The sequence below is a fragment of the Cohnella sp. LGH genome, from assembly GCF_017671885.1.
Classification (GTDB): Bacteria; Bacillota; Bacilli; order Paenibacillales; family Paenibacillaceae; genus Cohnella; species Cohnella phaseoli.
Genome location: NZ_CP072117.1, coordinates 613,545 through 634,663, shown reverse-complemented (window position 1 = coordinate 634,663; position 21,119 = coordinate 613,545). Strand labels below are relative to the sequence as shown.

Sequence of the window (21,119 nt, the reverse complement as noted above, 5' to 3'; positions counted from 1 at the left end):
AGCTGCTCCTCCCGCCGTTACCGGTGACGGGGAGCAGCTTTTTCTATTGCGCATATGCCGCCGCAACTGCCTTGCGGAAATACTTGGCTTGGTGGGGTGAAGGCCGGCTTGGGACAGCGTTGAGGCACTTTTTTGGCCTTCACTCCACGGCTTGGGTAGCGTCAGGGCACTTTTTTGGCCTTCACTCCGCGGCTGGAGTGGCGTAAGGGCACTTTTTTGGCCCTCGCTCTTACGCCATCCCCCGGCTACTTCGACTATTTTTCTCACCGCGATTTTTTACAAACTTCCGCAATCTCGTTTATACCGAACTTACATACAAGATCAATAATGGTTGTGTACAAGACGATTCCATTAAATATTATTGGAGGTTTATCCCCTTATGAAAACCGTCAAATTCGTACACCTCACCGACACGCACATGAACGCTCCCGGCAAGGACGGGCTGCTCGCCAAGTTCCAGCTCGCCGACAAAGTCGCTCAAGTGTTCCGCTATATCGAAGAAACCAAAATTGCGCCCGCCTTCGTCCTCATCACCGGAGATCTGACTCACGAGGGAGACGCGGAAGATTATGCCTATATCCGCCAAGTGCTTGACGAAGGCTCCCGCATGATCGGCGCTCCCGTACACGTCGTACTCGGCAACCACGATCACCGCGGCCCGTTCCGCGAAGGCTACCTCGGCGAACAGCCTTCGGAAGAGCCTTACTACTATTCGCACACGATCGACGGCTTGCGCCTGATCGGCCTCAACTCCCAGGTTCCGGGCAACCACAACGGTACAGTCGACGAGACGCAACTGGCTTGGCTCAAGCAGGAGCTGAGCACCTCTGCCCCGAACGGCACGATCGTTGCCCTGCACCACCCGATGCTCGGCATCGGCGGCATGCTTGGCGATCACATTCTGACTAACCGCCGGGATATCGGCGAAGCGCTCGTCGGAACAGATGTCGTAGGCGTATTCGCAGGCCACGTTCACTCCGACAACGTCGGCTCGTACATGGGCATCGTTAACGTCGCAGCAGCCGGAACCGCCTTTATCGGCAAAGCCGACGCAGAGGAAAACTTCCGCATGATCGACGCTTGCAGCATCAACGTCGTCTCCGTCACTCCGGGAGAAGGCGTGTCCGTTCAGACGCTCACCCTGCCGACTAGCGGAACCGAATATTTCAGATTCCCGATGAAGGCTCTTGCCGCCCAACACTAATCGACAACCGAGGAGCGAACGTACGATGACCCAACAGCTTATGCCCGCCTGCTTGCTTCCGCTGCAAGGCGCGTTCAACTTCCGCGACATGGGCGGGATCCGCACATCCGACGGACGCACGGTCAAGCAAGGACTCTTGTTCCGCGCCGCCGAGCTGACCGGACTTACCGCCGAAGATATGCGGTTTCTGGAGCCGGTCGGTCTGAAAACCGTCTTCGATTATAGAAACCGCGAGGAAGCCGGCCTGAAGCCGGACCCGGCGATCGGCAACGCCAGCTTGATCCGCATTCCCGCCAACGCCGCAGCGGAGGACAAGCCGCATGTGTCGATGGAGCAACTATTCGCCAGCGACATGCACAAACATTTCACAGCGGATATGCTGCTGAATATGTATGCCGAACTTCCAATCCGCAATGCTTCTTATCAGCACCTGATGGGACTGCTTAAGAGCCCTGAAGCCCATCTTCCTCTTGTGCATCACTGCGCCGGCGGGCGCGACAGAACCGGAATCGGCAGCATGCTCATTCTGCTGACGCTGGGCGTTCCTTATGAGACCGTCATGGAGGATTACCTTCTGTCCAACGTCACGTTGGCCGAGTTCCATCAAGAGCTGTATACTTCCGCCTCCGCCTATCTGGATCCGTCCGAGATGAACGCCTTCCGTTCTGCCATGGAGCTGCAGCGGCGTTATCTAGACGCGTCCATGGCCGCCATCGTACAGCATTACGAATCGTTCGAGCGTTATCTGGAGGCCGAATTCGGCATCGACGCCGAACTTCGCCGGCACATTCAAGATTATTGCCTCGAATAAGATAACGGCCGGACTTTCATCCGAAAGCCATCGTCGTGAAAATAGAAAAGCCTATCCCCGGAGGGAAAATTCGACCATGACAAAAGCGAAAAAGGGAATTTCCGCGCTGCTGGCACTGACGACCGCCGTCGGCCTCAGCGCATGCGGTTCGGCTGCCGGATCCTCAGGCGAAGCCGAGCAAGGCAAGCTGGACCCGGCCAACCCGACGAAAATCACGTTCTACTCTTACAGCTTGGCCGCGCCGACGATGAAGGCCGGTATGGAGCATTTGATTCAGGAGTTCAACGACACGATCGGCAAAGAAAAAGGCGTTGTCGTCGAAGCTGTCGCCGATCCGACTTACCAGCAGTACAAGGCCGACATCTCCGCCGGCAAGCCGGTCGATATCGTGCAGCATACGTTCAGCACGCTGGACGCGTCCCGATTGAACCTGGGCTTCAAAGCCTACGAAGACGTGTTTCCGAAGGATCAGCTCGAAGAGCATCTGAAGGGCATCGAACCGAATGCGCTTGAGCTGGGCAAAATCGACGGAAAAATGTACGGCCTTGCCTTCACGTTCAGCACGCCGATCGTGTTCATGAACGGCAAGCTGTTCCGCGATGCCGGCCTTGATCCGACGACCCCGCCGAAAACATGGGCCGACATCAAGGAAGCGTCCTTGAAAATCAAGGCAGCCACCGGCAAAGACGGCTTCGGTCTCGCTCCGAACAACGGCTGGACGACGGAAGGCCTGATTCTGAGCAATGGCGGAGAAGTGCTCGCCGACGATCGCAAATCGGTCAAGTTCGCCGAGCCGGCTGCCGTCGAAGCGATCGAGATGTGGCAGGACATGTACAAGAACGGCGCTCACGCGGTAGGCGCGGAAGCTGAGCTTGCAGAGCAATTTATGGCCGGCAACATGGGGATGTACATCACCTCGACAGCGCTGTACAGCGGCATCCGCAAAGCGTCCGAAGCCGGCGGCTGGGCCGTCTACGGAACAGGCCTGCCGCAATTCGGCGACAAGCCGTCCATACCGGTCAACTCCGGAAGCATGCTGGCGGTGCGCCCGGACAGCCCGACGAAGAACGCCGCCGTCTGGGAGTTCATTAAGTTCGTTACCGGAGACCGCGGATACACAATCATCACGTCCGAGATCGGCTATCTGCCTCTGCGTACGGCACTGGCGGACGATCCGAACGGACTGAAGGATTTTATCGACAAGCACCCGCTTTACCGGACCAATCTCGAACAGCTGCAGCGCATCCACCCTGTCGCGATCTGGCCGGGGGAATACGCTTCGGAGATTACGACGCTGTTCTCCGATGCGATCAGCAAGTCGGTCATCTCGGATAGCAACGTAGCCGAGACGCTGCAGAAGGCCGCGGACGAAATTAACAAGATGATTCAATAAAGAAGGGAATTGCGATGAGCCAAGCACTAGAAACCTCCTATGCTCCCCCCTTGCCGGGGAAGCCGTCGATCGCGCGGAATAGTAGCCTGAACGGAGCGAAGCTCTGGCGCAAGCTAAAGCCTTTTCTATACCTTCTGCCCGCGCTGCTGCTGCTGGGCATCTGGATGTACCGCCCGCTGTTGAACACTTTTTATCTGGCCTTTCATAAGTGGGGCATGGTTCCGGGAACCTCGCCGGAATTCGTCGGGTTCGACAATTTCACAAGACTGATGGAGAACAAGAGCTTTCTTAGCTCGATCGGCAACACTTTGTTCTACACGGCTGGACTGCTGCCCTTCTCCATCCTGATCCCGCTTCTGCTGGCAACCGTGACTCATCAGATGGAAGGCCGTATGAAAAATGTTTACCGCGCGCTTTTCTTCGTGCCGATGATTCTCGCGCCCGTGTCGGTCAGCGCCATCTGGCGCTGGCTGTTCCACCCGTCCAACGGACTCGTCAACGATGTGCTGCTTCGACTCGGAGCAATCAGCCAGCCGATCGCTTACTTCTCGGACCCAAGCTTCGCGAAATGGCTGATCCTGTTCATCACCGGCTGGAAAATGGTCGGCTTCAGCACGATTATGTTCTCCGCGGCGCTCACCGGCATTAACCGGGAATATTACGAAGCGGCGGCGATCGACGGCGCTGGCAGCATGAAACAATTTTTCAGCCTGACGGTTCCGCTAATGTCGCCGATGATCCTGTTCATGCTGACGATGAGCATTCTGTTTTCCAGCCAGTGGACGTTCGCTTATATCGACATTTTGACGACTGGCGGTCCGTACGGAACGTCGACTAACGTCTATTATGAGATGTACAAGTACGCATTTTCCAACCTGAACGCCGGCTTCAGCGCCGCGGCCGCCCTGCTCTTCTTCATCGTGTTTGGGGTGATCTCGCTGACTTTGAACCAGCTTTCCAGAAGATATTCCTTTTACGACAACTAGAACAGGAGGAGCGCCCGATGAAGAAAAAATTTTCGGGACTCGCGATCGCGCAGCATGCGGTGCTCGCCGCCATGTGCCTGATCGCCCTGTTCCCGATCTATTGGATGGTTAATTCCTCGTTCAAGAACGAATCGGAGATTTTCACGTCCTCTCTGATTCCTCTCAAACCGATCTTCAGCAACTACACGTACGCTTTCGAGCAGATGCCGATCGTCCGCATGATGTTCAATTCGTTCGGAGTCGCCAGCCTGCTGACCCTGTCCCAGCTGGCGACCGGCCTGCTGGCCGCGTATGCGCTCGTTCGTTGGAGATTCCGCGGTCAGGGATTTATTTTCGCCCTGCTTAGTTTAACCTGGCTGATCCCGTTTCAAGCGGTCATGATTCCCAACTATGTGCTCGTGAATCAGCTCGGCTTTAACGAATCGCTGATCGGAATCGTGCTGCCGTTCGCCGTCTCCACGTTCGCGATTCTGTCGCTTTATCAGAGCTTCAACTCGTTTCCGCGGGTGCTCATCGAAGCGGCCTGTATCGACGGTCAGAGCGACTTTGGCATTTTGACGCGGCTCATTCTGCCTAACATCAAATCCACCGTCGCCTCGCTCGGCATCATCCTGTTCATTAACGGCTGGAACGAGTACCTGTGGCCGATGCTGATCACGAAGAAGATGGAAAACGCTCCGCTGCAAATCGGACTCCGGATGTTCGTCAACTCGGATACGAATATGTGGGGCTCGATGATGGCGGCCACAGCCGTATCGTGCCTGCCGATTCTGTTGATCTACCTCGTTCTGCGCCGACAGATCGTCGATTCGTTCGTTCGCTTCGGCATCAAGTAACGTCCGGCATTCGGCCGGTGGAAGTACCTAGAAATCTCGCTTATACGCGCTGATGCGCTTTGGGTAAATAATTTTGGTTCAAAACCGAAATGAGTGCTTGACTTGTGAGGTTGGCTGGAGCACGCCAGAAAGGGATGCTCTGTTTTGTATGATTTTTCGCACACGGAACGGTCTTTTTCAGACGATGACAGGTACTTTATATGAAATGTCGTACAAATTTCCGCTTTTTTAGATATCTTTGCACGATTTTGTGTGGTTTTTCATACAACAGGCTTTGACGAACAGTTTTGGGGGCAACTTGTGTGAAAAAACATATAGGTCAAGCACTGGTATTGAGATTGAGCCATAATTTTAATAAAATCGGACTTTTTCAGGAGTAACTAGTAGATCAATTCAAAAATAATGCAATTATGATGTGGGAAAACTGCAAATCTGCCCAGTCGGAATTTTGGAGCCTCGTGGTACCGCGAGTTGTCGCTCTAACGTTGCTCAGTCGGTTTATAAATCTCTAATGAGCTTCATTACGTTATTTCGGGAGCGCTCTACTAGTTAGTCGCCATGCGTGGCGCACCAAAAATAAGCCGCGGCGCCAAAAACGCGCGCGGCTTATCTATAACGCCAGCAAAGTCGGTCGCCGTCTTAGCGCCGGCCGGGAACTACAGGAACGAATGAATGCCCCGCAAGCGGAACAGGCCAAGTATTTGGCCGACGGTCATGCGGGCCGAAGGCCGGAAGCCGTCTCCGAGCAGGTAGCGCAGCATTTCGTCGAACAGGTACGCGCTCTCGGGACGTTTCCAGTCGGGCGGCGTACGGAAGGCCAGCGTTGTGACGAACAGCTTACCCTGCCCGACTTGGGCTTCGAAAGCGCTCGCCAGCCGTTTGGCCCGATTGAAGTTGTCGACGATCTCGACGATCGGCTCGACTTCGGGAACTGTATCGAGGCAGATGGCTGGCGTTCCATTTAAAAGATGATACCAGTGCCAATCCGAACAGCCGTCGTGCGGGAAGCGCCCGAGAGCTTCGTGCGGTCGAACGACCGCGCCCATCGTACCCCCTGCCTGCTCGGAGAACATCAGATAATTCCAGAACACCGGCAAGTACTTAGTCATCGGAGCGTCGTACAGCTCGCTTTCTCCCGCCAGAAGCCATACCCGGCCTCCGCCGGCCAGGTACTGAAGCACGTTCGTCGTCAGCCGCTCGACGACAGCCAATTTCACGCCTTTGCGCGACGGATAGACGAAAGGATCGAATTTAGCGTTCGGTTCGAAAGACGCACCGTACAGAGCAGTCTTCAGGGCGGGTGCGCTGCTCCAGACCGACTCGGCGTTCTCGTATCGAACCCGAGGGAACGACCAGAACGACCAGATATTGCGGATTTCCCGCTCCTCTACGAGCCGTTCCTTATCCGTCCACCAGACCTCCAGCACGAGCTCGGACGCCTCCGATCCAGCAGGTAGACCGATCCGCACCGTGCCGATCTCCCCCACGCTGCCGCGCAGCGCTCCGGCGACGGCCAACTCCCCTTCGCTAAGGAGGGCCGTTCTAACCGAAACCTGGCCACTCTCTTCAACGATGGCTCCCGCAGCCTCCACGGAGCGGTCCCGGTCTCTATCCGCTGCACCGCCGACCGGCTCCTCCGTTCCGCGTTCGCCCGCTTCCAGAGCATGCCCCTTGCGAAGCAGTCGCCAACCGACGCGACCGGCCAGCTCCGGCTCCTCGCCGTAATGGGACAGCAACAGCCTCACGTCCATCGTCTCGCCCGCGAACAGCGTGCGGCCTTCGCAGGCCATCAGCAGCACGGTCGGACCGTTGAAGTCGAGTACCCGTTCCGGCTCGATCGTCCCCTTGCTGTCCCAGAACACGTCGAGCAGCCCCGTCGTCGCGTGGCCCTGACCCGGGAAGTCGCGAATGTCGAGCAATTGCACGCCCGCCGCACCCGGCGTCCGCCGCACCCGCTCCATTGCTTCCTTCAGCGCGCGGACCTGGTGAACGCCGGTCGCTTCGATCCACTCGTCGACCCGGCCTTCCAGCCCTTTCGCTCGCAGCGTCTCTTCAATCGTCTCCAGCCACGTCGGCCGGAGCACGCCAGTATACTTCGCCTTCTCCTCCGGCCTGGCGTACATCGTAAACTGCGCGTGCTCGTGCCCGAGCACCGGCTTGTCCGTCAATCGGGCGACGGCCGAGAAGTCGCGGTTCGTCGCGGGCATGGCGATCTCCTCCGTCTTCAACGGCACGTGCCAATTGAAAGAAGGAATGAAGAAATCGCCCTCGCGGTCCTGCTCGGGAAGCTGCCCGAAGCCGGTGTTGTCGGTGACGAGCCTAGTCGGGTCAAGCTTCCTCGCGTACCTCGCGAGCTCGTTCAGCCGTTCGTGCCCGTTATCCTCCGTCAACTCGTTGCCCATCGAGAAAAGAACGAACGAAGGATGCGCGTTCAAGCTTTCGTAGATGCGCTCCAGCTCCGCCTGCAGGAACGCGTCGACCTCCTCGGGCGGCTTCGCGCCGCGCGGCTGATAATGCGCCGACCAATGAGGAAGCTCCGTCTGCACGAGCATGCCTGACTCGTCCGCCGCTTCCCAGAACGGCTTGGGCGCGTTCCAGCCATGCAGCCGTACGTGGTTGAAACCATAAGACCGCGCAATGCGGAACTGCCGTTCGTAGTGCGCTTTATCCCAGACCGGATAACCGGTAAGCGGGAACACGCTGCAATCGACGTAGCCGCGCAGCCATACCGGCTTGCCGTTCAGCTCAAGCCGCTTGCCGGAGGCGGCAAGCCTCCTCAGGCCGGTCCGCCGCGTGACGCGGTCCAGCGTATTCTCTCCCTGCTTAAGCAGGAATTCCGCTTCGTACAGCTGCGGATTCCGATCCGACCAGAACGCCGGGGCGTCGCCCAGCGCGCAGACCAGTTCCGCCACCCCGTTCTCCGTGACGGGCGCGGACGCCGTGAACTCGTCGCCATTTGGAGCTCGAAAGCGCGCTTCGACCGCGCAGTCGGCACGCTCCTCCGCCGCCGCAACCTCGACTCGGCAGCGAAACGCCCCCGCGAGCGGATTAGGCGTCAAGCTCAATCGCCCTAACCCAACGGCGGGTAGCTCGACGAGCTTGACTCCGCCGGTAATGCCGCCCCACTCCGTCGCCGTATGCCGGGTATGGACGTGGCTGTCCGCCAGCGGCAGCCGCATCCGGTTGTCCACGCGAACGAGCAGCTCGTTGTCTCCTTCCGCCAAAGCGTTCCCAAGCTCGTGCCGATGAACCGCGGACAAGCTGTCCCGCAACCCGACGAATGCGCCGTTGACCCACGCCTCCGACGTCCAGCGAACGCCCGTCAACTCAAGCACCCACTGAGCTCCTCCGTCCGCCCTTTCGATTCGAACCGTTTTCCGGTACCAGCCCGCGCCAACGTATTCCCGCAGCTTCGTCCAAGTGTCGATCTGCGGAAACGGCGGTTCCTCGCCATAGCCCTGCTCCTCCCATGAGCCCTGCACCGCGATCGTACCGCCCCCGAAAGCCGAAGCGTTCGGCGGCGCGTCCTTGTACCTATCCTCTGGGTCCGGCAGAAACTCCCATTCCCCGTCCAGCGCAATCTCCCGTCTACTCATTGTTTCTCCCCCTTTGCCTGGTGTGCTTGCCTTTCTATACGGTTTTATCAATCATCAAGGGTCTCCGTGGATATCTCAAGACCACCTCGAATCTCCACAAACCTCCGCGGCCACCCGAGAAGCGCCGCTCAACGGACGCGCGCGGGGCGCCAAGAAGGCGGCGCAAGCGCCGCCTTCCGGATCAGCCCTTGACCGCCCCGGCGGTGAGCCCTTTCATGAACGTTTTGGAGCCGAGAATAAACAGGATCAACACCGGTATTGTCGTCATCGTCAGAGCCGCCATCCGCGCCGCGTAATCAGTTCTGTGCACGATGCCCAGGTTCGAAATAAAGATCGGCAGCGTATACCACTCCGACTTGTTGATCGTCACGAGCGGCAGCAGGTAGTTGTTCCACGACCACAGAAACACGAGCGTCGCCAGCGTCGCCAGGCCGGGTTTCATGATCGGCAGCACGATCCGGACGAAGATGCCCGGTTCCGAGCAGCCGTCGATGCGCGCGCATTCGAGCAGATCGTTCGGAATCGAATCGCGCATGAACTGGATCATGAAGAACGCTCCGAACGGGAACGCCGCCCAGACGAGAATGACCGGCCATAGCGTGTTGCCGACGCCGAGGTGCCGCATCTCGATAATGTAGCCGATCAGTCCGACCTGCGTCGGCACCATCATCGTCAGGATGACGAACGTCTGGAGCCATTTGCGCCCCTTGAACTCGAACTTCGCCACCGCGTAGCCGATCAATGTGCTCGTCAGCGTCGCCAGGACGACGGAAGCGACGGACACGATCAGGCTGTTGCCGTAGACGTGCAGGAAGTCGGCCTTCAGCACCGTCTTCAAGTTCTCTTGCCAGTAGCTGCCCGGCAGAATGGGAATGCCCCTGAATAAATCCTCGTTGTAGTGCGTCCCCATCACGATCATAATGTAGAACGGAAACAACGAGAGCAACGATATGACGACCAAACAGATCCACATAAGAGCTTTCATCGCTTGTCCTCCTTCGGCGCCGTCAGACGATAGCTAATGACGGAGAAAAGCACGATCAGCAAGAACAGCGAGTAAGCGATCGCCGAAGCATAGCCGAAACGGGTATTGGAAATGAACGATTCGTCCACAAATTTCCAGATCATTGTAAGAGCCGTATTATCCGGACCGCCTACCTGCGCGGAGCCCGACCAGCCGCCATAGAGCAACTTCGGTTCGTCGAACAATTGCAAACCGCCGATCACCGACGTCACGACGAGAAATACGGTAATGTTTCGCAGCAGCGGCATCGTGATTCTGAAGAATGTGTGCAGCCCCGTCGAGCCGTCCACCTTCGCCGCCTCGTACACGTCCTGAGGGATGACCGTCATGCCGGCCATGAAGATAATCATGAAATAGCCAAGATTTCGCCAAATTACCATCAGGGAGATGATCGCCCGAGAGCCCCAAGCATCTTGAAGCCAATAAAAGCCTTCTTCCAGAATGCCAAACTTCGTCAGGAGCAGGTTGACCAGTCCCGTTTGCCAGTCGAACATGTAGGAGAAAATAAACCCGATTGCCACCGGAGTTGTAATGTACGGCAGCACGTTGATCGTCTGGAAAAACCGTTTGCCTCGCGTCAACTGGAACGTCCAGTAAGCCAGCGTGAGTCCGAGAATCAGAGTCAGCGGGATGAACATCAGCATCATGAGCAGCGTATTCCAGAGCGACTTGATAAATAAAGGATCGTTCGTCCACAGCTGGACGTAGTTTTTGAAGCCGATATACGTCTTGGCCCCTATTCCGTTCCAGTCATGCAGACTGAGCACGAAAGAGTACAGGATCGGATACAGTTGAAACGCCGCATAGGTCAGCACAAACGGCAGAGCGAAAATATAGGGCCACATGCGTGGCCCCCATCTGCGTTTGCGGGATGCGGCGGGCATGGCGTCGATGCGTTCCGCGTTCACATTCATCCCCCGTTCTCCCGTCAATTACTTGACCGTCGCTTCGGACGCTTTGTTTCTCGTCTCCTGGATGAACTTCTGCAGAGCCGAATCGGCGTTGACCGAACCGTCCTTCATCCAGAGCGGATAAAGCGCGTTGAAGACGGAGTCGACGACGGAATCGTACTGAGACTGCGCTTCGCCCTTCATGTCCGGCACGATTTTCTCGATGAAATACTTCGCCAGGTTCTGGCCGCCGAAAAACTCGTCGTAGGGACCCGGAGCGTCGATAAGCGCCTTTTCGGTTTCATAGAACGACCTGGAGGACGTCATATTGCCGAACGTCTTGAAGTTGTAGGCAGAGCCCTCGTCGGACAAGTACGCGAACTCGATGAACGCCCATGCCGCTTCCTTCGCTTTGCTGTCTTTGTAAATGCCGATTGCCGTTCCTCCCCTCGTGAATCCGCCTTCCGGCGCCTTCACGAGTCCCCAGCGGCCCGAGCCTTCCGGATCGTTGGCGGAAATATGCCATTTCGCTCCCCATGGCGCCATCGGATAGAACATGAATTCGCCCTTCGCCATTGAGGCCGACCAGGCCGGAGTCCACAGCTCGTTCTTCCCGAGAATGCCGGCGTCGCGCATCTCGAACAGCCTTTGCAGCGGCGCTTGCAGCTTCGTCGTCAGGTCGATCTCGTTACCATTGACATAGGAGACGAAGTTCTGGCCCCTTAAGGCGATATAGGCATCGCCCAGCCCCGGGAACATGAGCACTTTGCCTCCGCTTTTTTCCTTCAATTCCTTGCCCTTGACGATGAAATCGTCCCAAGAGGAGATCAGCTTCTCCAGCTCCGCCGGATCGTCCGTGCCCCAATACTCCTTCGCCAGATCCCTGCGGTAAGCGAAGCCGGCCGGCGTCAACGTTTGGTCGACGGCGATTACGTCGCCATCGGCGTTGGAGACGTAAGGCACGACGTAGTCGAGAATCGCGCTCTTATCGAAGTTATACGGCGCCGCCTCCAGATTGTCGAGCACGCCCAAGTCGAACAGCTTGCCGCGATAAGCCGACTCTCCGAGAATAACGTCTGGAACGTCGGAGCCGGAAGCGATGCCGCTCTGCAGCTTCTGCAGATAGTCGTTCGGATTGACGACAGTCACTTCGACCTTGATATTCGGGTACTTCTTGTTGAATTCTGCGATCATGCCTTGCTGGAACGCTTCGTCCCAGTCCCATACCTTGACGGTGCCGCTAAGCTGCGTCGGATCTGCCGGAGCCGATGCGGACGGAGAAGCGCCTCCGCCAGCCGCGGGCGAGGAAGCCGACGGCGACGCTTCATTGCCGTTGCCGCCGCATGCCGCGAGCAGCCCCGCCAACAGCGCCAAAGACGTGAAACCGCCCACCCACTTGCCAAGCTTTCTGTTGTTCACGATGATGAGTCCCCCCAAGAAAGATTTGTAAGCGATCGCCCAAAAGTCCGCTATCCCGGTCCGAACCGGACTTTCCGAACGCGCGCTGTAAGTGCTTGCACCGTTATCTTACTCCGGGGGCCGCCCGCTCCGTAATCGGCCAAAACGGTGATTTCGTATAAAATCCGGCGATCAAGGCGTTCGTCATTCCGCGTCTTCCGTTCCGCTCCAAGGCAGCAGGATCCGTACGAGCGTGCCCCGTTCGCGTTCGCCGAACGCTTCCAGCCGCGCGGAAGCGCCGAAATTCGTCTTCAGCCGCTCCCGGATGTTGGACAGGCCGATGCCCCGCGTACGCTCCGGTCCCCGGCCGAGACGCACCGTCCACTCTTCCTCGGGAACGTCCATCCCCTGTCCGTCGTCTTCCACTTCGAGACAGAATCTTTCGCCGTCCCGGTACGCCCGCACGACGATCGTACCCGACTCCCGATCCGACGGAATAATGCCGTGCACGATCGCGTTCTCGACGAGCGGCTGAAGCGCCATCCGGGGAACCGCTCGGCCCAACAGCTCTTCTCCGACTTCCCATTCGAGCTTGAAACGGCCGGGATACCGGGTCTGCTGAATAATCGCGTATTTGTCGACGATTCGCTTCTCCTCGGCAAGCGGCGCCCGGACGGCCCCTTCCCCCGTCTTGATCGTATCCTGAAGGATGACGATGAGCGCCTGCGTCACTTCGGCCGCCTCTCCGCCGCGGCCGGCGTGGGCCAAATAGATGACCGTATTCAAAGTGTTATACAGAAAATGCGGATTGATCTGCGCCATCAGCAAGTCGATTTGCATTTGCCGCTTCACGGCCTCGTTGCGCACGGAGGTTTCCATCAGCCCTTTCAGATCCTCGACCATCCGATTAAATCCGTTCCCAAGAATCTCCAGCTCATCGCCGCTGCGGATGCTCACGTTCGTTCCCAAATCGCCTACGGCGACCCGCTTCATCGCGTTCGTCAGCCGAATGAGCGGCTTCGTCAGGTTAACGATAATCGGCAGCATGACGACCAGCGTTACCGCGATGCCCGTGGCAATGATGACGAGGTAAAAGAAGAAGACGCGGTTGATCTTCTCGAACAGCTTGCTCTTCGACAGCAGAGCCGCCTGTTTCCACCCCTGGCTCATCGCGTCGTCGGTCAAGACGATTCGCTTGCCGTCCTCGGCGAACGACTCTCCGGACGCAAGCGCTTCGGCCATGAAGCTGCGGTCCGGCTCCGGCAAGCTGCCGTTGGAGGCGTGGAGCAGAGCCCCCGCGCCCGTGAGCAGCTCGATCTGCTCGAAATCCCGGGCGCTCTGCAGGAACACGTTGGCCAGCTCCGAATACGCGATATCGATGACGAGATAGCTGTCTTCTGCCGCGTTTTGCCCGATGGGACGATACTTCACCACGTAGCTGAACACTTGCCGGTTGCCGCTGATGAAGAAGAACGGATGCGGCTCGCTGTACCCGTTGCGGACGTCCTTCATTTTCAGAAACCAAGTCTGCTGCAGGTAATCCGCGAAATAATCCTCATAGCCAACGTAATTCGAATAGGTTTCCCCGTTCGGCGGGGCAACGACTACGTTCAAGATAAAGTTGCTGAGCGCTACGAATCGGCCGAGTTTCTCCTGCACCGCCTGCTTGCGAAAATAATTCTCCTCGATGCTCGGGCTCGGCGGCGCGTAGATCAGCCTGGTCATCTCTTCGTCGGAGACGATGTATTCCGCCGTTTTGACGACCTGCTCCTGAATTTTCTTGAGCTGGAACGAGATCTGCGCCAGCTTCGTTCCGCTATCCTTGATCGACTGCTCGCGGATGATCCCTTTGGCGTAATCGTAGATGAAAAAGCCGCTCATGATCAGCGAAAACGAGACGACAAGCACCGTGCTGGCGATAATTTTGGTGCGGATTTTCATGCGCATCGCCCGTTCACCTGCGCTTCTCCATATAGTCGAGCGGGGTCATGCCCGTCGTCTTGCGGAACACCTGGCTGAAGTATTGACCGTTGCGGTAACCGACGCGCTCGGCGATCTCGTAGATCTTAAGCGAGCCGTCGTCCAGCAGTTGCTTGGCCCGCTCCATGCGGATATCGATCAGCCGATCCAGTACGGTCTTGCCCGTCTCCTCCTTGAATACGTGGCGGAGATGGTCGCGGCTGAGGCCGATCTCCCGTGCGACCGCATCGGCGTCGATCTCCGGATCGGCGTAATTCTGCTCCAGGTAATCGAGCGCCTGCCGCACTTTCCGCGACATCGCGGACCGGCCGGCAGCGTGCGCCGCGAGCTTCTCCGTCTCCTCCCGGAACCAGGCGAGAATGCCCGGCAGGGAGGTCCAGTCCTCCCTCCGGCTCTCGCCGAGCGGCGGCAGCCCGACCCCCGAGCGGCCGCGGTTCAGCGAGGCGACCGTCTGCCGGCACAGATCGGCGAAGCCGTCCGCATCCCGCGCCTCTGCCGCCCGCTCGAACGAAACGGCCATCGCTTCTGCCGCCTCCTTGTATTTCCTATCCGCGAGCAGCCCCCGAACGGCCGCCGCATCTTCCTCCCACCCCCATGGGGATTCGGTCTTCTCCTCCACGCGCCACAGATCGTTCAGCCTGAACAGGCATCGCGGACCGTGAAAAATCGACCGTCCCAGCCGCTTCAGCGCTTCGCCCAGCCTTCCCGGCACTTCCGTTCGGCTCGCCAGCCCGTACACCAGCGCCGCCGATACCGTCGAGCCGGTCAGCCGCTCCAGCGTCCTCGTGGCTTCCGCCGTTCTCAGCTCCATCGCCTCCCGCATCTTCCCTTCTCCCCTGACCGCGTTATCGCCGAACACCAGGACGAAGCAGCCGCCCAGAAACCGGACCGCCGCCAACAGCCCGTCCTCCTCTTCCTCCGGCCATTCCGTCGGCAATCCGATCGCATCCGAATCCGCGCCCGGCAGCACCGGGAAGGGCCGATCCGGCTGCAGCACCAACAGGTGAAGCCGGTCGTACTTCCCTTCGCCCCCCGCCGCAACCGTTCTCCACTGCTCGTCCGAGAGAGCGCGTCCGCCGAGCCAGTCGACGAGCAGCCTTCCCCGGTCGTTCTTACGCTCCCGGCGCTCGTTCTCAATCTCCTCCCGCAAGCCTCCCAGCTCGCGCTTCACCGTCTCGGCGTCCATCTCGTGCTTGACCCAATAATTCGATACGCCCAGCTTGAGCGCTTCCTTGGCGTACTCGAACTCCTTGTAGGAAGTAAGCAGCACGATTTTCAGCGCCGTTCCTTCCTCCAGAAGCATCTTGCTCAGCGCCAGCCCGTCCATGCCGGGCATGACGATGTCCGCGATCACCAGCTCCGGACGGCATTCCCGCGCGAGCTTCAGCGCCTCCGCCGGCTTCGTGGCCGAGCAGACGATCTCGTATCCGAGACTCTGCAAGGAGACCAGACCGCGCATATGCTCGATCGCAAGCACCTCGTCGTCCACCAGCATCACTTTTACCGGATTCATTTGCCTGTCTCCTTTCTTTGCTCCTATTCGACGTCGAATCCGCTTCCCGCTCCGCTCGTGATCAAAACTGAACTTTCGGAAAGACCTCATCCCTTCGGGATTTGCCGATATTTCGTGGGGGACAGCCCCATCATCTGCTTGAACAGCCGGGAAAAATAATACGGATCCGACAGGCCGACGGCGGCCGCGATCTGTTTGACCCCCAAGTCGGTCAGATCGAGGAGCCGCGCGGCGCGCTGCATCTTCATCCGCAGAAAATACTCGATCGGCGGAAATCCCGTCTCCTGCTTGAACAGATAGATCAGATGCTGCTTGGAGACGCCCGCATGCTTAGCCAGCTCGGACAGCTTGACCGATTCCGCCGCATGATCGGCCATATACCGGAGCGCCTTCTCCAGGCCGCTGTCCTTCCTGCGCCCGCGAGCCGCAGACTCCGTCGCGATGCCGATCCCGCTGAGCAGGTACCGGACGGCCTGGCTGACGTGGGCATGCGCTCCGGCTGCGTAAGCGCGTTCGGCCAACATATCGTAGCAATGCCGGAACGTCTCGACGAAACCGCCGTACACCCCGATCGGCAGCGGCAATGGACCGCGGTCCAACTCGTATTGGGCGATCAGCGCAGCTGCATGCTCGCCCTTGACGTGAAACCAGTATATGCTCCATGGCTCGTGTTCCGAGGCCCCGTAGCGATGCTCCGTATCGGCCGGAATGACTACCAAGTGGCGGGCATTCAGCTTCATCCTCACGCCGCTGTCCGTCAGTACGACCTCTCCTTCGCCCTCGGCGCACAGCAGAACGATATGCGCATCGCAGCCCTCGGGCCTCTCCCGATAATGATAACGCGCACGGGGGAAGTAGCCGATGTCGCTCACGAACAGCTGACGGGTCAGCTCGGCATCCGCCAGCTCTCTCTGCATATATTCGGGAAGCACGAGCAACAGTTCGCTCTCGAAACCGTCCGGCTTCAGCAGTTCCTCCACGGCAGGCCCTCCTTTTTTCTCGAAATAAGAATATCATCCATCATTCCCCGCATTTCGTCAATTGGAATGCCCGCGCTTCGGAGATAAAGTAAAGCTATCAACGCTCAGGAGGGAACGCTATGCCAACAGATCCACGTTCGGTCCGGGTTTGGGAGAAAAACGTCTCGATTCCTACGTACGGCGTCGGCCGGCCGGACAAAAATCCGATGTTTCTGGATAAGCGCATTTATCAGGGAAGCTCCGGACGAGTTTATCCGCATCCGGTTATCGACAAAATCGAAGACGAGAAGAAGCCTAAAATTTACCGGATGGCCGTCTTGGAGAACGAGTACCTCCGGGTCGAGATCCTGCCCGAGCTGGGAGGCCGCATCTACCGCGCCGTCGATAAGACGAACGATTACGATTTCGTCTATTACAACCGCGTGATCAAGCCGGCTCTCGTCGGTTTGGCGGGACCGTGGATTTCCGGGGGCATCGAATTCAACTGGCCCCAGCACCATCGACCGAATACTTTCGGCCCCGTCGAATCCCGATTGACCGAGAACGAGGACGGCAGCGCTACCGTCTGGGTAGCGGAAATCGACCGGATGTACGGAACGAAAGTAACCGCCGGCTTTACGCTGTACCCCGGCAAAGCGTACATCGAAATTTCCGCGCAGATGTATAACCGGACGCCGGAGCCCCAGACCTTCCTCTGGTGGGCGAATCCGGCCGTGGCGGTTAACGATCATACGCAATCCGTATTCCCGCCGGACGTCACCGCCGTGTTCGACCACGGCAAGCGCGACGTGTCCCGCTTCCCCGTCGCCACCGGCACGTATTACAAAATGGATTATTCCGCGGGCGTGGACATCTCGCGTTACAAGAACATCCCGGTGCCGACGTCGTACATGGCGTACAAGTCGGATTACAATTTCGTCGGCGGCTACGATCACAGCGTCGGCGCGGGATTGCTGCACGTCGCCAACCACCATATTTCGCCGGGCAAAAAACAGTGGACATGGGGCAACGGCGACTTCGGCCAAACCTGGGACCGCCATCTCACCGACGAGGACGGTCCGTATATCGAGCTGATGACCGGCGTCTACACCGACAATCAGCCGGACTTTACTTGGCTCCAGCCTTACGAGGAAAAGTCGTTTAAGCAATATTTCATGCCCTACAAAGACGTAGGGGTCGTGAAGAACGCTTCCTTGGATGCCGCGGTGAATCTGGAAATCGACGAGACCGAGCGGAAGGCGACCGTACTCGCCTATGCGACCTCCGTGTTCGAAGGCTCGTCGATCGAGCTGAAAGGCCGCTCCAGAACGTATTTCAAGGAGACGGTTACGCTCTCTCCGAACGATACGTTCAAGAGCGTCGCCGGTCTGGACGAGGGCGACGCTCCGCACGACCTGACCGTCGTCGTAAAGGATGCCCGCGGTCGCGCGCTCGTCTCCTATCGTCCGGCTCCTCCGTCCATCGAACAGGTGCCGGACGCGGCCAAGCCGCTGCCGCCCGCGCATGAGCTGAAGACGAACGAGCAGCTCTACCTGGCCGGTCTGCATTTGGAGCAATACAGGCATGCCACCTACGAGCCCGAGACGTATTATCTCGAAGGGCTAAGGCGAGACCCGAGCGATATCCGGCTGAATACGGCTTTCGGCACGCTGTTGATGCGCAGGGGACTGTTCAAGGAGAGCGAAGCGCTGTTCCGCCGCGCCGTTGCCTCGCTGACCTGGCGCAACCCGAATCCTTACGATTCTGAAGCCTATTACTTGCTGGGGATGTCCCTTAAGCGGCAGGGCCTGCTGGAGGAAGCGTTCGGCGCGCTGTACAAGTCGGTGTGGTCGGCCGCGTGGCAGGACCCAGGCTACTTGTCGCTGGCGCAGATCGCCGCGGAGAAGGGCGCTTACGACGAAGCGCTGGAATTGGCCGAGCGCTCTCTGATCCGGAATTCGCGCAACTACAAGGCGCGCCACCTGAAGGCCGCGCTGCTCCGCAAGACGGATCGCGCCGCGGAAGCGCTGGCGTTCGCGGAAGAGACGCAGCACCTGGATAAGGCCGACTTCGGCTCGGCGAACGAACGCGCGCTGACGCTTAAGGCGCTCGGCCGCGCCGAGGAAGCGAACCTCGCGGCGAACGGGCTGATGCGGCTGATGCGGGGAGATGCGCACAACCATCTGAACCTGGCCGCCGACTACGCCGGCGCGGGCCTGTTCGGGGAAGCGATCGACGCGCTCCGGCTCATCGCTCCGGCTCCGGAAGCCGAAGCCTACCCGATGGTTCATTACGCGCTGGCCTATTTGCTCGACCGTTCCGGAGAAGCCGGCCTGGCCGCCTCCCACCGCAAAGCGGGCAACGCGGCGTCGCCGGACTATTGTTTCCCGAATACCGCTTTCGACTTGCTGACGCTGGAAGCGGCGCTGCGGGCCGATCCAGCCGACGACAAAGCCCATTATTACTTGGGCAACTGGTTGTACGACAAGAAGCGCTATGACGACGCGATTAACCATTGGGAGCGTTCCGCCGGGCTGCGCGACAGCTTCGCCACCGTGCATCGCAACCTGGCGCTGGGCTACTATAACAAGCGCGGCGACGCCGAGAAGGCGCTGGCTTCCCTGGAGAAGGCGTTCGCCTGCCAGCCTGAGGACTCCCGCGTGTTCTACGAACTCGACCAGCTGCACAAGAAGCTCGGCCGCGCGCCGAAGGAGCGGCTCGCCTTGCTGGAGCGGCATCGCCGGCTCGTCGAGGAGCGGGACGATCTGTACGTGGAATACGTCACGCTGCTTAATCTGGATGGGGCGCACCGGAAAGCCGTCGAAGCTTTGGCGGCACGCCGTTTCCATCCTTGGGAGGGCGGGGAAGGCAAGGTGACCGGCCAATACGCGCTGGCCCATGTCGAGCTCGGCAAACGGGAGCTGGCGCAGGGCCGCTTCGCCGAAGCGGCCGACCTGCTGACGCGGGCGCTGGCCTATCCCGAAAATCTGGGGGAAGGCAAGCTCGCCGGCGCGCAGGAAAACCATGTCTACTATTATCTAGGCTGCGCCTACGACGGCTTGAGCGACGCGGAGCAAGCGGACCTTTGCTGGGCGCGGGCGTCGCAAGGGCTGGAGGAGCCGGCGAGCGCCATGTTCTATAACGATCAGCCTCCGGAGATGATTTTCTACCAGGGACTCGCCTGGGAGAAGCTCGGCAACCCGAACGAGGCCTCGCGCCGCTTCAACAAGCTGATCGATTATGCCGAGAAGCATCTGTTCGATGATGTGAAGATGGACTATTTCGCCGTATCCTTGCCCGATTTCCTCGTCTTCGAGGACGACCTGAACGTCCGCAACCGGATTCATTGCAGGTTCATGCGCGCGCTCGGTCTACTCGGCCTTCGCCGCTTCGGCGCCGCATTGTCCGATCTCGACGAGGCGCTCAGCGCCGACGCCGGCCATCAGGGCGCGCTCGTTCATCGCGACTTGTGCATGGAGCTGTCGCGCGGGCAAGCCTAATGGAAATGCAAGAGGCAACGTCTTTGGCGATCGGGGAGGTTAATCCCCATCGAATCCCTGAATAAATGGCAGGTTCTCGGACATTACGATCCGCAAACCGGCATTCAGAATCCGTCATTTGAACGAACAGCCGGGCGCGACTCCCTTGCTTGGAAGCCGACAATCCGAGCAAGTGCTAGCGGCGCTCGATCTTATGCTGGAAGCGCTCCGCTGCAAATCATATGTGGGGCCCGATGATGGCGGCAACTGCCGTATCGTGCCTGCCGATTCTGCTGATCAACCTCGTTCTGCGCCGACAGATCGTCGATTCGTTCGTTCGCTTCGGCATCAAGTACCGTCCGGCAATTCGCTGGCGGAAGTACCCAGAAATCTCGCTTATACGCGCTGATGCGCTTTGGGCGGGATTTTTTTATTTTGCGGGGAAAATGGGAACCTTGTGACAGGCTCGGAAGTCTATATAGCAAAGGAAGGAAAATCTGTTGAAGGACGAGTACCTAAGAGCGGTGACCCAAGCGGATGCCTACGATCTTCACGGCATGATGGAACGATACGGCGAGGACGTATGGAACTATGCTTTCTTCCTGACGAAGCGCCGGGATATGGCGGACGATATTGCGCAGGACACTTTCCTGAAAGCCTACGCCGGCATCACCTCGTTTCGGGGAGAGGCTTCCCTCAAAACATGGCTGCTGAAAATTGCCCGCAACACTTTCTGCCGCAGAATGCCGCCGAGCGAGAGCTGCTGCTGCGTTGCTGGGCCCAAACGGCGCTAATGGGCGACAAAGCTCAATCGTCCGCTTACGAAGGAGATCAGAAACCAGCTACACGATTAGCGATTTATTGAAGAGCTCCTGAGTGAGGGGTCCTCCTTCAGCGTTATTGGTATGCCATATCATATGCTAGAAAGGCTTTCTCCAAGCGCACATGTAGTAGTTCCAATCGTACATTGACTTCCAGTTGATGGACGTTTCGCAGCACTTCCTCGGCCATCGGTTTATGAAACTGATCGCCATACCGAAAAATATGGTC

15 protein-coding genes are annotated in these 21,119 nt (G+C 58.7%); 8 read left to right on the top strand and 7 right to left on the bottom strand.

Going from position 1 to position 21,119, the window contains the following annotated elements; translation table 11 throughout:
- Nucleotides 1-379 precede the first annotated feature (379 nt).
- The 5 genes from J4772_RS02510 (at nt 380) to J4772_RS02490 (ending at nt 5,230) form a co-directional block, all read left to right on the top strand.
- A complete protein-coding gene (locus tag J4772_RS02510) occupies nt 380-1,204 on the top strand; it encodes a metallophosphoesterase family protein (RefSeq protein ID WP_209074035.1) in 825 nt (274 codons plus the stop codon).
- A gap of 25 nt (nt 1,205-1,229) precedes the next feature.
- On the top strand, nt 1,230-2,015 hold the full coding sequence (locus J4772_RS02505) for a tyrosine-protein phosphatase (RefSeq protein ID WP_209074034.1): 786 nt from the start codon (nt 1,230-1,232) through the stop codon (nt 2,013-2,015).
- A gap of 76 nt (nt 2,016-2,091) precedes the next feature.
- Nucleotides 2,092-3,408, top strand: coding sequence for an ABC transporter substrate-binding protein (locus J4772_RS02500; RefSeq protein ID WP_209074033.1), 1,317 nt, complete (start codon nt 2,092-2,094; stop codon nt 3,406-3,408).
- Nucleotides 3,409-3,422: 14 nt separating this feature from the next.
- Nucleotides 3,423-4,394, top strand: coding sequence for a carbohydrate ABC transporter permease (locus J4772_RS02495; protein WP_209074032.1), 972 nt, complete (start codon nt 3,423-3,425; stop codon nt 4,392-4,394).
- Between the two features lie 17 nt (nt 4,395-4,411).
- The gene (locus J4772_RS02490) at nt 4,412-5,230 is read left to right on the top strand and encodes a carbohydrate ABC transporter permease (RefSeq protein WP_209074031.1); all 819 of its coding nucleotides are present in this window, start codon (nt 4,412-4,414) and stop codon (nt 5,228-5,230) included.
- A gap of 656 nt (nt 5,231-5,886) precedes the next feature.
- On the opposite strand, the gene J4772_RS02485 is transcribed toward J4772_RS02490, so the two are convergent.
- The 7 genes from J4772_RS02485 to J4772_RS02455 all read right to left on the bottom strand — a co-directional run bounded on the left by J4772_RS02485 (nt 5,887) and on the right by J4772_RS02455 (nt 16,611).
- The gene (locus J4772_RS02485; protein ID WP_209074030.1) at nt 5,887-8,826 is read right to left on the bottom strand and encodes a glycoside hydrolase family 2 protein; all 2,940 of its coding nucleotides are present in this window, start codon (nt 8,824-8,826) and stop codon (nt 5,887-5,889) included.
- Between the two features lie 181 nt (nt 8,827-9,007).
- Nucleotides 9,008-9,811, bottom strand: a complete 804-nt coding sequence (locus J4772_RS02480) for a carbohydrate ABC transporter permease (protein ID WP_209074029.1) — start codon at nt 9,809-9,811, stop codon at nt 9,008-9,010.
- Nucleotides 9,808-10,764, bottom strand: a complete 957-nt coding sequence (locus J4772_RS02475) for a carbohydrate ABC transporter permease (RefSeq protein WP_247740992.1) — start codon at nt 10,762-10,764, stop codon at nt 9,808-9,810. Before J4772_RS02475 ends, J4772_RS02480 begins: the two co-directional genes overlap by 4 nt.
- Nucleotides 10,765-10,782: 18 nt before the next feature.
- Nucleotides 10,783-12,159 carry an ABC transporter substrate-binding protein gene (locus tag J4772_RS02470; protein WP_247740991.1) on the bottom strand — a complete coding sequence of 459 codons (1,377 nt, stop codon included), beginning with the start codon at nt 12,157-12,159 and terminating at the stop codon, nt 10,783-10,785.
- 183 nt (nt 12,160-12,342) lie between these two features.
- Nucleotides 12,343-14,085, bottom strand: coding sequence for a sensor histidine kinase (locus J4772_RS02465; protein ID WP_209074028.1), 1,743 nt, complete (start codon nt 14,083-14,085; stop codon nt 12,343-12,345).
- Between the two features lie 7 nt (nt 14,086-14,092).
- Entirely contained in the window at nt 14,093-15,631 is a 1,539-nt protein-coding gene (locus J4772_RS02460; protein WP_209074027.1) for a response regulator transcription factor, read from the bottom strand.
- Between the two features lie 86 nt (nt 15,632-15,717).
- Nucleotides 15,718-16,611: an AraC family transcriptional regulator gene (locus tag J4772_RS02455; RefSeq protein WP_247740990.1), complete on the bottom strand. Its 894-nt coding sequence runs from the start codon at nt 16,609-16,611 to the stop codon at nt 15,718-15,720.
- Between the two features lie 119 nt (nt 16,612-16,730).
- Here J4772_RS02455 and J4772_RS02450 point away from each other — a divergent pair, with 119 nt between their 5' ends.
- From J4772_RS02450 to J4772_RS37465, 3 genes are all read left to right on the top strand, one after another.
- Complete coding sequence (locus J4772_RS02450; protein WP_209074026.1) at nt 16,731-20,090, top strand: tetratricopeptide repeat protein; 3,360 nt, start codon at nt 16,731-16,733, stop codon at nt 20,088-20,090.
- Between the two features lie 233 nt (nt 20,091-20,323).
- On the top strand, nt 20,324-20,530 hold the full coding sequence (locus J4772_RS02445) for a hypothetical protein (RefSeq protein WP_209074025.1): 207 nt from the start codon (nt 20,324-20,326) through the stop codon (nt 20,528-20,530).
- 39 nt (nt 20,531-20,569) lie between these two features.
- The gene (locus tag J4772_RS37465; protein WP_371822816.1) at nt 20,570-20,863 is read left to right on the top strand and encodes an RNA polymerase sigma factor; all 294 of its coding nucleotides are present in this window, start codon (nt 20,570-20,572) and stop codon (nt 20,861-20,863) included.
- Nucleotides 20,864-21,119: the final 256 nt, after the last annotated feature.

What these genes read in the sequence shown, in the direction of transcription:
- J4772_RS02510 (WP_209074035.1), top strand. Translation starts at nt 380, where the DNA reads ATGAAAACCGTCAAATTCGTACACCTCACCGACACGCACATGAACGCT.
- J4772_RS02505 (WP_209074034.1), top strand. Translation starts at nt 1,230, where the DNA reads ATGACCCAACAGCTTATGCCCGCCTGCTTGCTTCCGCTGCAAGGCGCG.
- J4772_RS02500 (WP_209074033.1), top strand. Translation starts at nt 2,092, where the DNA reads ATGACAAAAGCGAAAAAGGGAATTTCCGCGCTGCTGGCACTGACGACC.
- J4772_RS02495 (WP_209074032.1), top strand. Translation starts at nt 3,423, where the DNA reads ATGAGCCAAGCACTAGAAACCTCCTATGCTCCCCCCTTGCCGGGGAAG.
- J4772_RS02490 (WP_209074031.1), top strand. Translation starts at nt 4,412, where the DNA reads ATGAAGAAAAAATTTTCGGGACTCGCGATCGCGCAGCATGCGGTGCTC.
- J4772_RS02485 (WP_209074030.1), bottom strand. Translation starts at nt 8,826, where the DNA reads ATGAGTAGACGGGAGATTGCGCTGGACGGGGAATGGGAGTTTCTGCCG.
- J4772_RS02480 (WP_209074029.1), bottom strand. Translation starts at nt 9,811, where the DNA reads ATGAAAGCTCTTATGTGGATCTGTTTGGTCGTCATATCGTTGCTCTCG.
- J4772_RS02475 (WP_247740992.1), bottom strand. Translation starts at nt 10,764, where the DNA reads ATGAATGTGAACGCGGAACGCATCGACGCCATGCCCGCCGCATCCCGC.
- J4772_RS02465 (WP_209074028.1), bottom strand. Translation starts at nt 14,085, where the DNA reads ATGCGCATGAAAATCCGCACCAAAATTATCGCCAGCACGGTGCTTGTC.
- J4772_RS02460 (WP_209074027.1), bottom strand. Translation starts at nt 15,631, where the DNA reads ATGAATCCGGTAAAAGTGATGCTGGTGGACGACGAGGTGCTTGCGATC.
- J4772_RS02450 (WP_209074026.1), top strand. Translation starts at nt 16,731, where the DNA reads ATGCCAACAGATCCACGTTCGGTCCGGGTTTGGGAGAAAAACGTCTCG.
- J4772_RS02445 (WP_209074025.1), top strand. Translation starts at nt 20,324, where the DNA reads ATGATGGCGGCAACTGCCGTATCGTGCCTGCCGATTCTGCTGATCAAC.